Below are 13,456 nucleotides of genomic sequence, written 5' to 3'. Positions count from 1 at the left end.
ATTTTTTTAAATTTTTTTTCTAATTTTTAATATAACCTACTCATACAATAATATATTATGTTTCAATTATTGCTTTATGAATGTTTGAAAAGTGTAGTTTGATAGTTGGAAATTATCGAAATTTACCCATTTTTTACCAATAGATTTATATATGGGAAAGTTTAAAGTATTAGTATAAAAAAATGAGGTGAAAATATGGAATTACCAATTGCTCCTGTTGGCAGAATCTTAAAAAATGCTGGTGCAGCTAGAGTATCCGACGACGCTAAAGAAGCATTAGCAGAAGCAATCGAAGATTACGGTAACGAAATCGCAGCAAAAGCTGTTGGATTCGCACGCCACGCTGGCAGAAAAACTGTAAAAGCAGAAGATATCAAATTAGCAATTAAATAGATGTATTCTGTAGTAAGAGTGGATAGTAATTTTTTAATTACTATCTTTTTTCTTTAAAAACTATTTTTTTTCATGAAACTTTTTTTGTATTGATTTGTCCTTTTTTTGATAACATTTATATGTAATGAGAACATAATATAATAAATGTCTAGTTCTCTAGAATTATTTCATTAATTACTAAATTTTTATTTTTAGTTTTGCTAAAAATTATATGAAATTCAGAAGTATTTGTATTGAAAGTCTAACTCCTCTTATTTTTTTCTAATGGAGTTATATTTAGTGATATATGAATTATTCAAGAATTAGTATTATTAAAAACTATATTAGATTATTCTTTATTTGAATAATTTAAGTAATTTCTATAGTTAAAAAAATAATATAACTATATGTAATTACAATTATTATAATTCAAGGAATTATAATAAGCCGATGGATGGCATAGCCAGATGAAAAAGGAGGTTTATTTATGGCAAAAGCAATTTATGTAAAATTTGATACACCTGAAGAATTAGCTAACCAAGCTGAAGAAGCATTACAAACCGCACAAGAAAGTGGTAAAGTAGCAAAAGGAACTAACGAAGTAACCAAATTCATCGAAAGAGGAGACGCAGCATTAGTCGTTATCGCAGAAGATGTAGATCCTGCTGAAATCGTTGCTCACATTCCTGTATTAGCAGATGAAAAAGAAATCCCATACGTCTACTTACCTACCAAAGAACAAGTCGGTGGAGCTGCAGGTTTAACTGTCGGTACCGCATCCGCTTGTATTGTAGACGCTGGTGATGCTGAAGCTGCTGTTGCTGAAATTGTAGAAAAAGTTGCTGAATTAAAAGAATAGGTAAATTCTTTTAATCGATCATACGGTGATTTACATGGAAGAAGGAACTCCTGCTGAAGTCATTGAAGTTTTAAAAAGAACTGGTATGACTGGTGAGGTAATGCAAATTAAATGCAGAATCCTCGATGGTAGAGATAAAGGAAGAATTTTAACAAGAAACATTATGGGTCCTGTAAGAGAAGGCGACATTTTAATGTTACTTGATACAATTAGAGAAGCTAAGGAAATTAAGACTCCTTAAGAAGGTGTAAGAACATGAGAACTTGTTCATTCTGTCATAAAGAAATAGAAGAAGGTACTGGAAAGATGTACGTCAAAAGAGACGGTTCAATTTATTTCTTTTGTAGCAGCAAATGTGAAAAGAATATGATTAAACTCGGAAGAGTTCCAAGAAAAGTTAAATGGGTTAAAGAATGATTCAAAAAAGTTTTGTTATGATGAAACCGGACGCTGTTCAAAGACGTCTTATGGGTAAAATATTGTCTCGTTTTGAAGAAAAAGGTCTTCAAATTGTAGCTGTAAAATTAATGCAAATTGATGAAGAATTAGCAAAAACTCATTATGGAGAACATGCTGATAAACCATTTTTCCCAAGCTTAGTTGAATATATTACTTCTTCACCATCTCTTGCAATGGTTATTGAAGGAGAAGAAGCAATTACCACCATCAGAAAATTAGTTGGTGCAACTAATCCTTTAGAAGCAGATCTTGGAACAATCAGAGGAGATTTCGCAATGGATACTGGAAGAAACATTATTCATGCATCAGACTCTCCGGCTTCTGCAGAAAGAGAAATTGGTCTTTTCTTTAATGAAGATGAAATTTGTGATTATCAAATTGTTGATAACAATTTAATTTATGAATAGATTTGAAAATATTATTTAAAAAGATATTATGAAAATTAGATCCCCTATTGTATCAGTTTTAGGACATGTAGACCATGGAAAGACTACATTGTTAGATTATATAAGAGGAAGTACTATTGCTGACAAGGAAGCAGGCGGTATTACTCAACATATTGGAGCTACTGAAATTCCGAACGATACTATAGATGAAATCTGTGGGAATTTCATTTCAGCATTAACTATTAAGGATTTGATTCCTGGTTTGTTTTTCATTGACACTCCGGGACACGCCGCTTTTACCAGTTTAAGAAAACGTGGTGGGGCACTAGCTGATTTAGCTGTTTTAATTGTTGATATTAATGATGGATTCAAACCACAAACTTACGAAGCTTTAAACATTCTTAAAATGTATAAGACTCCATTCATTGTCGTAGCTAACAAAATTGACATGATTTTCGGTTGGGAAACTCATGAAGGAGCTTCCTTTAAGGAATCTTTCAACGACCAGGCTCAAAGCGTAAAACAGGCTTTGGACACTAAGGTCTATGAGATTGTAGGTACACTTCACAAGGAAGGCTTCCAATCCGAAAGATTTGACAGAGTCAGTGATTTCGCTTCACAGATTACCATTATTCCGATAAGTGCAAGGTCCGGTGAAGGAATCATTGAAGTTTTAGCTATGCTTTTAGGTCTTGCTCAGGAATATCTTACTGAGCAGCTTGAAATTAATGAAGATGCTCCGGCTAAAGGTACTGTTTTGGAAATCAAGGAAGAAACAGGACTTGGACTTACAGTTGACAGCATCATTTACGATGGTGTTTTAAGAACCAATGACGAAATAGCTTTGATGACATCAAACAATGATGTCCTTACAACTAAGATCAGATCTATTTTAAGGCCTCTTCCATTGGAGGAAATGAGAGATTCCAAAAAGAAATTCCAGAAATTCGATGAAGTTGTTGCGGCTGCAGGTATTAAGATAGCTGCCCCTAATTTGGATGATGTAATTTCAGGTTCTCCTTTAAGAGTTTTAAATGATGAGGAGGATGTTGAAGAGGAGCTTTTAAAAGAAATCGAAGACATTACCATAAATACTGATGATGAAGGTATTCTGGTAAAGGCTGATACTCTTGGTTCTCTTGAAGCTATTGTTCAGTTGTTGAAGGAATTGGATATTCCTATTCGTGAAGCGGATATCGGAGACGTAAACCGCAGAGACATTATCAATTCTTCAATTGCATTAAATGAAAATGAGGCACATGGTGCTATTATAGCATTCAATGTTGATGTCCTTCCGAATTCAGAAGAGGACTTGAATAATTCAGGCATCAAACTCTTCAAGGGAGATGTCATTTATCAGATTATTGAAGATTACGAAGAATGGATTAAACAGAAAGAGGAAGCTCGTAAGAAAGCATTCTACAATGCAATCATCAAACCTGCAAAATTCATGTCACTTCCTAAATTGGTTTTCCGTCAGAGCAAACCTGCCATTATTGGTGTTGAAGCTTTAAGCGGAACCGTAAGACAAGGTCAAAAACTAATTAATAAAAATGGTGAAAGTGTTGGAATAATTGCTAGTATGGAAGATAAGGGCGAAACATTGCCTGACATTTCCAGAGGTCAAAGGGTTGCTATGGCTATTGAAAATGCAATAGTCGGTAAGGATTTCGATGAAGGGGATGAATTATACATTGACATTCCTGAAAAGCATTACAAATTCATAGAAAGGGAATTCAAGGACAAGTTAACTGAAGATGAATTCGAAACCCTATATGAATTCGTGGAAATCAAGCGTAAACAGGATCCTGATTGGGGAAAATTCGGTCTTTTTGAATAATTATTATGATGATAAATAAAAAATAAGGAGGAATACCATGGCATTCAAAGTAGTTGTTTCTAATAAAGCAGATACTTATCAAATGGAAGTCGATGACACTAAAGCTTTAAACGGTTTAGTTATCGGTGATGAATTTGACGGTGGAATCGTTGGTTTAGATGGTTATACCTTAAAAATCACTGGCGGTAGTGATAAAAATGGTTTTACCATGAAAAAAGATGTTCCTGGTACTAGAAGAATCAAAAGTTTATTAACTGGTGGTATTGGTTATCACCCTAAAGCTGATGGTGTAAAAAGGAGAAAAACCGTAAGAGGTAACACCATTGCTGATGATATAGTACAAATTAACAGTGTTGTTGTTAATGAAGGATCAAAACCAATAGCTGAAATTCTTGGTGCTGGTGAAGAAGAAGAGGAAGAATAGTTCTACTATTTTTCTTTATTTTACTTTTATGTTGAATAAAATTATTAAAAAAGGTGGTTATCTGTGAATGTACAGTCAGATGTTAACATAGGTTTAGTTGGTCACGTAGACCATGGTAAGACTACTCTTACCAAAGCATTATCAGGGGTATGGACAGATACTCACAGTGAAGAAACCAAAAGGGGTATTTCAATCCGTTTAGGTTATGCAGACATTGAATTTAAGAAATGTCCTAAATGCGGTGAACCTGAATGTTATACCACTTCTGACGTCTGTGAAATCTGTGGCAGTGAAACTGAACTCATCAGAAAGGTTTCTTTTGTAGATGCTCCAGGTCACGAAACCTTAATGGCAACTATGTTATCCGGTGCTGCTATAATGGATGGAGCAGTTTTAGTGATTGCTGCAAACGAACATTGTCCACAACCACAAACTAAAGAGCATCTTATGGCACTTGACGTTATCGGTGTTAAGGATGTTATTGTAGTTCAAAATAAAATTGATATTGTTTCAAAAGAAAGAGCTATTGAAAGTTACAATGAAATTAAGGAGTTTGTTAAAGGTACTTGTGCTGAAGACGCTTTAATAATACCTGTTTCTGCTCAACAAGGAGCTAACATGGATATATTAATTGAAGCAATGCTTGAAAATATCGAACCTCCTGAAAGGAAGTTGGATGGCAGCGCTTTAATGCATGTTGCAAGATCCTTTGATATCAACAAGCCTGGTTCAGGCGCTGATAAAATCAAAGGAGGAGTTATCGGAGGTACCTTAGTTCAGGGTAAGTTAAGGCTTGGTGATGACATTGAAATCAGGCCTGGAATTAACAACAATAATCAAAGAATATACTTGACTTCAGAGATTATTGGTCTTGAAGCTAACGGTAAGCAGGTTGAGGAAATTGGTCCTGGAGGACTTGTCGGTATTGCAACCAAATTGGATCCGTCTTTAACCAAATCAGATTCCCTATCCGGTTCTGTAGCTGGTGAAGTTGGAACTTTACCTGATGTACTTGATTCATTTACTATGGAATCTCATTTGCTTGACAGAGTAGTAGGTACCAAAGAAGAACGTGACGTTGCTCCAATTAAACTCAAAGAGCCTTTAATGATTAATTGTGGTACTACAACCACAATAGGTGTTGTCACATCAACCAAAAAGGATGTTGTTGATGTTACTCTTAAATTGCCTGTGTGCGCTAGTCCAGGTGACAGGGTAGCATTATCCCGTCGTGTTGGTGCACGTTGGAGATTAATTGGTTACGGTATTATTAAATAGTGTTTGAGGGCAATAATGAGCATAAAAGAAGTTGTAATTGATACCAATTTTTTTATGGTCCCTTTTCAGTTCAATGTTGATATCATCACTGAACTTGAAAAAGTATTACCTTCTTACAAATTAACTACTCCAAGCTTTGTTATCAATGAATTGAAGGGTTTGAAAAGAAATAACAAAGGTAAAATACGTTTAAATGCTAATTTAGCCTTGAAGTTAGCTAATTCTTCAAAAGTTGAAATAAAGGATATTTCATTGCTTGAAAACGAAACTGTGGATGATGCATTACTGAGAGTTTCAGAAGTTTTAGCTACAAATGATATAGAATTGAAAAAACGTGCAAAGGCAAAGGGAATTACTATTGTCTATTTAAGGCAAAAAAATTATATAACTGTTGACGGTAAGATATAAAATATATTAAACTTATTAGATTAATCAAAAATAATTATAAAAAAATAAAAATGAGGGATTATTTTGTACTACAAGGTCAAAATTGAAGACACAGTAAGAATACCTCCTAGAAGATTTGATGAGGACCGTGAAAAAGTCGCAATCGAGACTTTAAATGAGACTTATAACGGTCGTTTGGATAAGAATTTAGGTTTATTTATCTGTGTCAATGAAATTGAAGAACTTGGTGAAGGTAAACTCATTATGGGTGACGGTGCTTCATATCATAATGTTGTTTTCAACTCAATATTCTTTAAACCTGAACAACAAGAAATTATTGATGGTGAAGTTATTGAAATAGCTGAATTCGGTGCTTTTGTAAGAATCGGTCCTATGGATGGTTTAGTCCACGTATCACAAGTAACTGATGATTATATTACTTATGATGCCAAAAGAGGAGCATTGCTTGCAAGAGAATCCAATAAATCCTTAGATGAAGGAGATTTGGTTAGGACAAGAACTGTAGCTATCAGTCTTAAAGACAATTCTGTTAAAGATACTAAAATTGGTCTTACTATGAGACAAAATAATTTAGGTAGATTTGAATGGATTGAAGAAGCTAAACAAAAAAGTAAGAAGGCTTAAAAATGAAAGCGTGTACTGTTTGTAAGATGTTATCAGCAAAAGATCGTTGTCCGTCATGTGGTAATCCCACTTCCGATAACTGGAGTGGTCTTTTAATTATCACTGATCCTGAAGAATCTGAATTGGCTCGTGAATTAAATATTAAAATTCCAGGTGAATACTGTTTGAGAGTTAGGTAGTGATTGAGTGTTACGTTTAGATGCAGAATTAAACAAAGATATAATAATTGAACTTAAAAAGCCGTTGGGCAAATTATATCCTGACTTTGAAGATGCAATTGATGAGATTAAATCTTCCAAGTTTTTAATATCTGTAGGCGATGCAACTTTCTCTAACTTGCTTGAACATGAGATTTATCCTAATCTTGCTATAATTGATAATTTGATTCAGAGACAAAATCACAATCATGATGTTATACATACGGAAAATATTTTAAAGGCTAACAATCCTGCCGGATGCATTACTGATGATCTATGGGAAACCATAGGCAAAGCTCTTCGCTTATGTGACAATGGCGAATGTTACGTAATTGATGTAGCGGGGGAAGAAGATCTTGCAGTTCTTCCTTGTATCTTAATGGCCAGTGAGGATACAACCATACTATATGGTCAACCTAACGAAGGTTTAGTTATTTTAAAAGTTTCTGATACAAAAGATAAAGCTCAAACGTTGATTGATGCATTTATTGAAGAATAAAATTAAGTGAGGCTTAATTATGGAAATTGATATTTTTGAAGAAAAAGAAAATAAAGTGTTTAATAGAAAAGAAATCAAATTCTATGTTGATTATGATGGAGAAGCTACTCCTAAAGTATTAGACATTAAATCCAAATTAGTAGCTTTATTAAATACTAAAAAAGATTTAATTGTTGTAGACAATGTACAGCCACACTACGGTGAACCAAAAGCAGCAGGTTATGCTAAAGTTTACGATACCGTAGAAGACTTAGAATACATTGAAACTAAACATGTAATTGCTAAAAACACTGAAGCTGCTGAACCAGCTGAAGATGAAGAAGAATAGGTGATTTTAATGGTAAGAAAATCAGATCTTTACAAAGTGGATGGAGACAAAATCGAAAGAAAAAACCAAATTTGTCCTCGTTGCGGTGAAGGTGTATTCATGGCAGACCATGGTGACAGAGTAGCTTGTGGTAAATGCGGATACACTGAAATGAAAAAATAAGATTTTTAAGTAAATCTTTTTCTTTTTTTAATTTTTTTTTAAGTTGTGATTCTTGTGGATAATATAAGAAACGGTAGATTTAAAACAGGAATGACTGATGAAGCGGCTGAATATACTTCTTCTTTGGATGCCGATAAAATAATTTTTGAAGCAGACATCAAAACTAATTTTGCACACACTTCCATGCTAAAGCATGAAGGAATCATTGATGCTGAAATTGCTGATAACATTTTAGGTGCTCTTGATGAGCTTAAAGAGGAAGGATATGGTGCATTGGTATTTGACCCGTCAGTTGAGGATGTTCATATGGCTATTGAAAACTATGTGACATCAAAAATCGGACCTCAGGCAGGCTACATGCACACTGCTAAATCACGTAATGACCAGGTTGCAACTGATATCAGGTTAGTTTTAAGAGAAAGAATTATCGGAATTCAGATTGGAATTTTGGAGTTCATGGAAGGTATTGTTGAAATGGCAGGCGAACACCTTGAAGACGTGTTCATAGGATTCACTCACCTCCAGCATGCACAGCCTATTACAATTGCACATCATCTGATGGCTCATGTACAGGCTTTAAAAAGGGATTACGAACGTTTAGAGGATACTTATAAACGTGTTAACTTAAATCCTTTAGGTTCAGCTGCAATGGCAACTACAAGTTTTCCAATCAATCGTGAATTAACAACTAAATTATTGGGCTTTGATGCTTTTCTTGAAAACTCAATGGATGGGGTTTCTGCAAGGGATTTCATTGCAGAGACTGTATTTGACCTGACAGCTTTATGTACTACATTATCCAAAATCTGCGAAGAGCTGATTTTATGGAGTACATATGAGTTCGGCGTTATAGAAATGGCTGATGAATACTCATCCACATCTTCTATCATGCCTCAAAAGAAAAATCCGGATGTTGCTGAGCTGGCACGTGGAAAATCAACAATTGTCAACGGTGAGCTTGTAACTATCCTGACTATTCTTAAAGCTATTCCATACACATACAATCGTGATTTGCAGGAAATCACTCCACATTTATGGAATGCATTGAAAGTGACTGAAGATACATTATCAATTGTTACACGCATGTTGCTGTCAGTTGAATTCAACACCGAAAGATGTGCCGAGCTTGCAGGGCGTAACTTTGCAACTGCAACAGATTTGGCGGATATTATGGTTCGTGAAAAGCAGATTCCTTTCAGAACAGCTCACAAAATCGTTGGCCGTATTGTAAATGAAGCTACTGCCAATAATATGGCTGAAGAGGATATCATTTCCGGTTTTATTGATGAAATTGCGGTTGATTTGGGCTTTGACAAGCTGGAATTGGCTGATGAGTTAATTCAGGACGCTTTAAATCCTGCCGAAAATGTTAAAATAAGACGAGTTTTAGGTGGACCAGCTCCTGAAATGGTCGAACTCGCTCGTGATAACATTAAAGCATTTTTAAATGAAGAATTTGAGAAAAAAGGAATTTAAATTCCTTTAACTTATTTTTTAGGTTTACCTAAATTTTATATACTTCTTTTTACAGAAATAATATTGTTATAAGTAATTATAACATGGTTATTTGGAAAATATTTGGTTATTAATGGAATACATAGAATTTATGTAGGCTCAGCTTCTGTTTATGGCCGAATATTTCTATCTAATCATTTTTTTGTGATTCCATATATGATTCATGGATTTCCTCTGCAAGCTCGTCATTTCCTTCAATGATTGGGCCTGTATAGTCGCAGTCGAAGCATTGCCACATTGACCAGTTCTGTGGAATAATCCATTTTACTTTTTTAGATCCGCATCTCGGACACATTTTATGTAGCATGTTATCTTGTTCTGTAAAAACTATGTATTAAGTCTAATGCATAAATAAAAAATGGCGGTTGAATATTCAACCGCAGATTGTGGTTCTTTTTCAAACCTTGCTTAAGGCATTTCCTACCGTAATTTTGTAGGTATGTTTTTTGATTAATTATGGGAGACTATAGCAGTTCTGGAGTTTTAGAATTCTTTTTGCTTACTACTTTTTGACCAGTAGCAGTTTCAAGTTCCTTTCTTGCATTACCTGCAATGTTTCCGCCAAGTTTAGCTATGTCCCGGCTTTCTTCAAATCCGTCAGGATTTTCAGCTTTGCTTATTTCGGTTGTAGATGCTTCTGCCAACATATTCAAAATCAATTCAATATTGGTCATATTGTCCCTTAAACCTTCCTTTTTGAGGCCTTTGTACTGTTTGTATTCTTTTGTAGACATTCCTGACCATGTTTTTGAAATATCGTCAGTCAATATTGCATATTCAACATCGGGTTCCACACCAAACCTGTCCCATTCTGCAGTAAGTTCCTTTCGAGTTTCAATACTTCTTATCCTTTGGGTAATCCATTCTTCAGAGTATCCTTTTTTTGCGGTAAGTGTTTATTGCTCTTTCTATGGCTATTTCTGGGTCTGCTACTTCTTCAAGTCTTTCTTTACCAACTTGGGCCAGCCATTGTTTGAATGGTTCGGCATTTGGTGATGGGACTGACTGAACAATACGTAATAATTGTTTAGTGTTTGCAACATCTGTTTCACGCATTTACCATCTTTTGCAGGCATTTTCAAACGGTTACAATTTGTAACCAGTTCATTTCCTTCATCTTTTAATCTTTTTTTAAGAACTTTCCAGTAATTTCTAGGATTTTTACTTTCAGTTAAGACTGCAATGGCATCTACTATTGAATAGTAATAATCTTCTATTTCCGGATCCCATTTGGTTCTTATTTTGTGGTCTTGAAATAATTTGATGGCATATTTTTCATCTATAATTTAACCTCTGTTTAGTTGTTTATAATCATATAACTATTATATTGTTTGATTTAAAGCTTTATATACTTTTTGTTGTGAATCAAAGCAATATTTACGACTTATAGCAATTTTTATGGGTGAGAACAATATTTATGAGTTGGAGTAATTTTTTGAACTCATGACACTATTTGTAATGATGGCAATTTTTTATTTTTGAATGAAGGATTATTGGGTTCTGTAGAAACTCCATATTAGGTCTAGTGCTTCACCGGGTTCTAAAGCTGATGATCTGGTCTCTCTCAGTATCCTTTGGATTGAATATTTCTTCAGGTGAGGATATTTTTTGTGGACTTCATAAAGAAGCGGACATCCGAATCCCTTAAACTCCTTTAAATCATAGTTTCTGATTAAGGATTTTATCTCTTGCTTGGCAGTTGATAAACTTGCCGGAAGGTTCAGTCGATATAATGAATCGTCTTGTTTATTTATGCATTGCGTACCTGTTGCAAGCATATCACCAAAGATAATTATTGGAATTTCTTCATCAATTGCATATTTTTTGGCAATCTCGCCGGTGTTTTTAGAGCATCTTCCGCATGGATGAAGCTTCCCGCTCAAGGATTCTGAAATCACATCCGTGTAATCGGCTTTCAGATATTCATGATTTACATTCAGTTTATCACATACAATCTTAATATTGTGCTTATACTGGTTAGGTAAGATTATTGTTCCGGGATCAACGGTTATTGCAAGGGGATTGAAGCCCAGATGCTTGGCCAATATCAGTGAAAAACTGCTGTCGACACCGCCTGAAAGTGCAACGACCGCTTCGGTTTCACCAGCTTCATCAAAATGACTGTTATTTAAATAATTTTCAAAATTAAAACTGTAGATGTTGTCAAGTTTGTCATTTATTATTTTAGACAGGTTTTTAATTCCAACCAAATCCAAATCAAGATTTTCAACAGTCCTTTTGGACAGCTTTAACTTATATTCCTTTTGAAGAAAATCACCATAGCTTTCAACGTGAATGCTTTCAAGGTCAAGCTTTTCTCTAAGCTTTCCGACAACCCAACCTCCTTTTCCTATGATTGCTGACTTGTCAGGTCTGTCTTCGGTTATTATCCATAATTCATTCGTATCCTCATTGAAATGGATTTCTTCAATATAGATATCAGCTTCATCATGGCCTATTTCACGTCTGATTGCGTTGACTTCATTTAGGATGAATTCTTCATCGTACATTATCTCACCTATTTTTATTTGACAAAAAAATTAACACAAACAACCTATAGGAATTACTTTAATACCATCTTCCCGAGTATATGCTACTTTTCCACCATTTACAATTGCCATGAATTTCGGTTCTGGAATATTGATGTCACCGGACTCTTTTCTTTTAATAATCAAATCTTTAAGTTTAACTAAATTTGAAGCCCCATCCTCTTCCTCTCTACTGCCTAACTTAAATTCAATTAATGCATAATCTCCATTGCTTAAGACTAAAACACAGTCAACTTCCAAATCATCCTGGTCATGGTATTGCAATACTTTCCCTCCCCTTTGTGCAGAATATACATTAATATCGCGAATACACAGGCTTTCAAATATATGTCCGCCAGTATCCAAATCATATAATAACTGTTCGGGCGTTAATTCAAGAGCAGCTACTGCAATGGAGGGATCTATAAAATTTTTTTTAGAAGAATTTCTCATTGCAGTTTTAGATCTGATTTTAGGACCCCATGCCTTAATTTCATCAATGACAAACAATTGTTTTAAAACATTGATATAATCATAATATGTTGCTTCAGACATTGATCCATGATGCTCCTGTATATCTGCAATAATCATTGTATTTTTTGTAAATGAAGAAATATTTCTTGAATATGATTTTAAAAGGGATTTGATTTTATCTGGATTTCTTTTAACGCCATCAATTGTTGTTGTATCAATTTCACAAAGGATATTCAAATAGGACCTTGCTATCATTAACTGTTGTTTTCGGGTTTTTTTGTTTAAACTTTCAGGCCATCCTCCCCTACACATTGCAAAAATCAAATCAGGAACTGTCAAATCAGAGGTAATGCCATTAATATTTAAATCAGGGTTGTCAAATAAATCCATTAAAGAAATTTTACCATTGGATTCATTACTTTCATATAGACTCATAGGTCTCATCAATAATCTGTGAATTCTTCCAGCACCGCTATGATTAATTTTAGTATCATCGACAACAGTTGAACCGGTTAAAATATACAAACCGTCATCATCACTTTCATCTACACTATACCTTACTGCATCCCATAACTCAGGAGCCATCTGCCACTCATCGATTAATCGGGGTTTTTTCCCTTCAAGTAGTGAAAGCGGGTCAACATCAGCTAGCTTTAAATAATTCTTAGAATAAGTGGGATCCTGCAATTGTATTACACTTTTTGCATGTTGTTCGGCAGTGGTCGTTTTGCCACACCACTTCGGTCCGACAATAAGAACAGCACCCATATATTCCAATAACTCGTCCAATTCATCATCCAAATACCTATCCAAATACTTTTTCATACAATCATATCCTAAATTAAAGTAAATATCTAAATTTTATTAAAGTAAATACATAATATTCACTAAAGTAAATACATAATATTCACTAAAGTAAATACATATATATTAAGCATCATATATAAAATATGCGAATGAAAACATTATATGATTATTTTTTTTAGAGGAATACTCATTACTCCATAAATCATTAATTTTCTTATTTTTCTAATTTTACTTGATTTCTCGCCCCCATAGTGGAAATTACGACTTTTTCGCCACTTAAATTTTAAAAAATAAAT

General features: G+C 34.2%; 20 protein-coding genes. 15 read left to right on the top strand and 5 right to left on the bottom strand.

Annotation, left to right across the window (positions count from 1 at the left end):
- The first annotated feature begins 195 nt into the window (after positions 1–195).
- The 15 genes from IJQ68_RS05135 (at position 196) to argH (ending at position 9,312) form a co-directional block, all read left to right on the top strand.
- Positions 196–393, top strand: coding sequence for a histone family protein (locus IJQ68_RS05135; protein ID WP_058738942.1), 198 nt, complete (start codon positions 196–198; stop codon positions 391–393).
- Positions 394–859: 466 nt separating this feature from the next.
- Positions 860–1,231, top strand: coding sequence for a 50S ribosomal protein L7Ae (gene rpl7ae, locus IJQ68_RS05130; protein ID WP_292797826.1), 372 nt, complete (start codon positions 860–862; stop codon positions 1,229–1,231).
- Between the two features lie 34 nt (positions 1,232–1,265).
- Entirely contained in the window at positions 1,266–1,472 is a 207-nt protein-coding gene (locus IJQ68_RS05125) for a 30S ribosomal protein S28e (RefSeq protein WP_116669816.1), read from the top strand.
- A gap of 14 nt (positions 1,473–1,486) precedes the next feature.
- On the top strand, positions 1,487–1,648 hold the full coding sequence (locus IJQ68_RS05120) for a 50S ribosomal protein L24e (RefSeq protein WP_149731004.1): 162 nt from the start codon (positions 1,487–1,489) through the stop codon (positions 1,646–1,648).
- Positions 1,645–2,097 (top strand): nucleoside-diphosphate kinase, encoded by a 453-nt coding sequence (gene ndk / locus IJQ68_RS05115; RefSeq protein ID WP_292797820.1) that lies wholly within the window; start codon positions 1,645–1,647, stop codon positions 2,095–2,097. Before IJQ68_RS05120 ends, ndk begins: the two co-directional genes overlap by 4 nt.
- Positions 2,098–2,125: 28 nt before the next feature.
- The gene (gene infB, locus IJQ68_RS05110; protein ID WP_292797817.1) at positions 2,126–3,916 is read left to right on the top strand and encodes a translation initiation factor IF-2; all 1,791 of its coding nucleotides are present in this window, start codon (positions 2,126–2,128) and stop codon (positions 3,914–3,916) included.
- Positions 3,917–3,953: 37 nt separating this feature from the next.
- Positions 3,954–4,340 carry a 30S ribosomal protein S6e gene (locus IJQ68_RS05105; protein ID WP_292797814.1) on the top strand — a complete coding sequence of 129 codons (387 nt, stop codon included), beginning with the start codon at positions 3,954–3,956 and terminating at the stop codon, positions 4,338–4,340.
- A gap of 63 nt (positions 4,341–4,403) precedes the next feature.
- Complete coding sequence (locus IJQ68_RS05100) at positions 4,404–5,618, top strand: translation initiation factor IF-2 subunit gamma (protein WP_292797812.1); 1,215 nt, start codon at positions 4,404–4,406, stop codon at positions 5,616–5,618.
- A 15-nt stretch (positions 5,619–5,633) separates the two neighbouring features.
- On the top strand, positions 5,634–6,026 hold the full coding sequence (locus IJQ68_RS05095; RefSeq protein ID WP_058738949.1) for a PIN domain-containing protein: 393 nt from the start codon (positions 5,634–5,636) through the stop codon (positions 6,024–6,026).
- Between the two features lie 63 nt (positions 6,027–6,089).
- On the top strand, positions 6,090–6,650 hold the full coding sequence (locus tag IJQ68_RS05090; RefSeq protein ID WP_292797808.1) for a DNA-directed RNA polymerase: 561 nt from the start codon (positions 6,090–6,092) through the stop codon (positions 6,648–6,650).
- 2 nt (positions 6,651–6,652) lie between these two features.
- Positions 6,653–6,829, top strand: coding sequence for a transcription elongation factor subunit Spt4 (gene spt4, locus IJQ68_RS05085; protein WP_292797805.1), 177 nt, complete (start codon positions 6,653–6,655; stop codon positions 6,827–6,829).
- A 7-nt stretch (positions 6,830–6,836) separates the two neighbouring features.
- Positions 6,837–7,346 carry a GTP-dependent dephospho-CoA kinase family protein gene (locus tag IJQ68_RS05080; RefSeq protein WP_292797802.1) on the top strand — a complete coding sequence of 170 codons (510 nt, stop codon included), beginning with the start codon at positions 6,837–6,839 and terminating at the stop codon, positions 7,344–7,346.
- A 19-nt stretch (positions 7,347–7,365) separates the two neighbouring features.
- A complete protein-coding gene (locus tag IJQ68_RS05075) occupies positions 7,366–7,674 on the top strand; it encodes a 30S ribosomal protein S24e (protein WP_292797800.1) in 309 nt (102 codons plus the stop codon).
- Positions 7,675–7,683: 9 nt separating this feature from the next.
- Entirely contained in the window at positions 7,684–7,836 is a 153-nt protein-coding gene (locus tag IJQ68_RS05070; RefSeq protein WP_149730994.1) for a 30S ribosomal protein S27ae, read from the top strand.
- 54 nt (positions 7,837–7,890) lie between these two features.
- Positions 7,891–9,312 (top strand): argininosuccinate lyase, encoded by a 1,422-nt coding sequence (gene argH, locus IJQ68_RS05065; protein ID WP_292797797.1) that lies wholly within the window; start codon positions 7,891–7,893, stop codon positions 9,310–9,312.
- A 169-nt stretch (positions 9,313–9,481) separates the two neighbouring features.
- On the opposite strand, the gene IJQ68_RS05060 is transcribed toward argH, so the two are convergent.
- The 5 genes from IJQ68_RS05060 to IJQ68_RS05040 form a co-directional block, all read right to left on the bottom strand.
- On the bottom strand, positions 9,482–9,658 hold the full coding sequence (locus IJQ68_RS05060) for a hypothetical protein (protein WP_292797795.1): 177 nt from the start codon (positions 9,656–9,658) through the stop codon (positions 9,482–9,484).
- A gap of 157 nt (positions 9,659–9,815) precedes the next feature.
- Positions 9,816–10,145: a hypothetical protein gene (locus tag IJQ68_RS05055; protein ID WP_292797793.1), complete on the bottom strand. Its 330-nt coding sequence runs from the start codon at positions 10,143–10,145 to the stop codon at positions 9,816–9,818.
- A 73-nt stretch (positions 10,146–10,218) separates the two neighbouring features.
- Positions 10,219–10,407: a hypothetical protein gene (locus IJQ68_RS05050; RefSeq protein WP_292797791.1), complete on the bottom strand. Its 189-nt coding sequence runs from the start codon at positions 10,405–10,407 to the stop codon at positions 10,219–10,221.
- Positions 10,408–10,841: 434 nt separating this feature from the next.
- Positions 10,842–11,861, bottom strand: coding sequence for an ATPase (locus IJQ68_RS05045; protein ID WP_292797789.1), 1,020 nt, complete (start codon positions 11,859–11,861; stop codon positions 10,842–10,844).
- Positions 11,862–11,891: 30 nt separating this feature from the next.
- Positions 11,892–13,178 carry an ATP-binding protein gene (locus IJQ68_RS05040; RefSeq protein WP_292797787.1) on the bottom strand — a complete coding sequence of 429 codons (1,287 nt, stop codon included), beginning with the start codon at positions 13,176–13,178 and terminating at the stop codon, positions 11,892–11,894.
- Between the last annotated feature and the right edge of the window lie 278 nt (positions 13,179–13,456).

This window comes from Methanobrevibacter sp., from assembly GCF_017447225.1.
In the GTDB taxonomy this organism is placed as follows: domain Archaea; phylum Methanobacteriota; class Methanobacteria; order Methanobacteriales; family Methanobacteriaceae; genus Methanocatella.
The sequence above is the reverse complement of the archived record's forward strand: the minus strand, read 5'-3'. Positions and strand labels throughout refer to the sequence as shown.

Bases quoted from the DNA above. Each gene is read 5' to 3' on its own strand.
- IJQ68_RS05135 (WP_058738942.1), top strand. From the start codon at position 196: ATGGAATTACCAATTGCTCCTGTTGGCAGAATCTTAAAAAATGCTGGT.
- rpl7ae (WP_292797826.1), top strand. From the start codon at position 860: ATGGCAAAAGCAATTTATGTAAAATTTGATACACCTGAAGAATTAGCT.
- IJQ68_RS05125 (WP_116669816.1), top strand. From the start codon at position 1,266: ATGGAAGAAGGAACTCCTGCTGAAGTCATTGAAGTTTTAAAAAGAACT.
- IJQ68_RS05120 (WP_149731004.1), top strand. From the start codon at position 1,487: ATGAGAACTTGTTCATTCTGTCATAAAGAAATAGAAGAAGGTACTGGA.
- ndk (WP_292797820.1), top strand. From the start codon at position 1,645: ATGATTCAAAAAAGTTTTGTTATGATGAAACCGGACGCTGTTCAAAGA.
- infB (WP_292797817.1), top strand. From the start codon at position 2,126: ATGAAAATTAGATCCCCTATTGTATCAGTTTTAGGACATGTAGACCAT.
- IJQ68_RS05105 (WP_292797814.1), top strand. From the start codon at position 3,954: ATGGCATTCAAAGTAGTTGTTTCTAATAAAGCAGATACTTATCAAATG.
- IJQ68_RS05095 (WP_058738949.1), top strand. From the start codon at position 5,634: ATGAGCATAAAAGAAGTTGTAATTGATACCAATTTTTTTATGGTCCCT.
- spt4 (WP_292797805.1), top strand. From the start codon at position 6,653: ATGAAAGCGTGTACTGTTTGTAAGATGTTATCAGCAAAAGATCGTTGT.
- IJQ68_RS05075 (WP_292797800.1), top strand. From the start codon at position 7,366: ATGGAAATTGATATTTTTGAAGAAAAAGAAAATAAAGTGTTTAATAGA.
- IJQ68_RS05070 (WP_149730994.1), top strand. From the start codon at position 7,684: ATGGTAAGAAAATCAGATCTTTACAAAGTGGATGGAGACAAAATCGAA.
- IJQ68_RS05060 (WP_292797795.1), bottom strand. From the start codon at position 9,658: ATGCTACATAAAATGTGTCCGAGATGCGGATCTAAAAAAGTAAAATGG.
- IJQ68_RS05050 (WP_292797791.1), bottom strand. From the start codon at position 10,407: ATGCGTGAAACAGATGTTGCAAACACTAAACAATTATTACGTATTGTT.
- IJQ68_RS05045 (WP_292797789.1), bottom strand. From the start codon at position 11,861: ATGTACGATGAAGAATTCATCCTAAATGAAGTCAACGCAATCAGACGT.
- IJQ68_RS05040 (WP_292797787.1), bottom strand. From the start codon at position 13,178: ATGAAAAAGTATTTGGATAGGTATTTGGATGATGAATTGGACGAGTTA.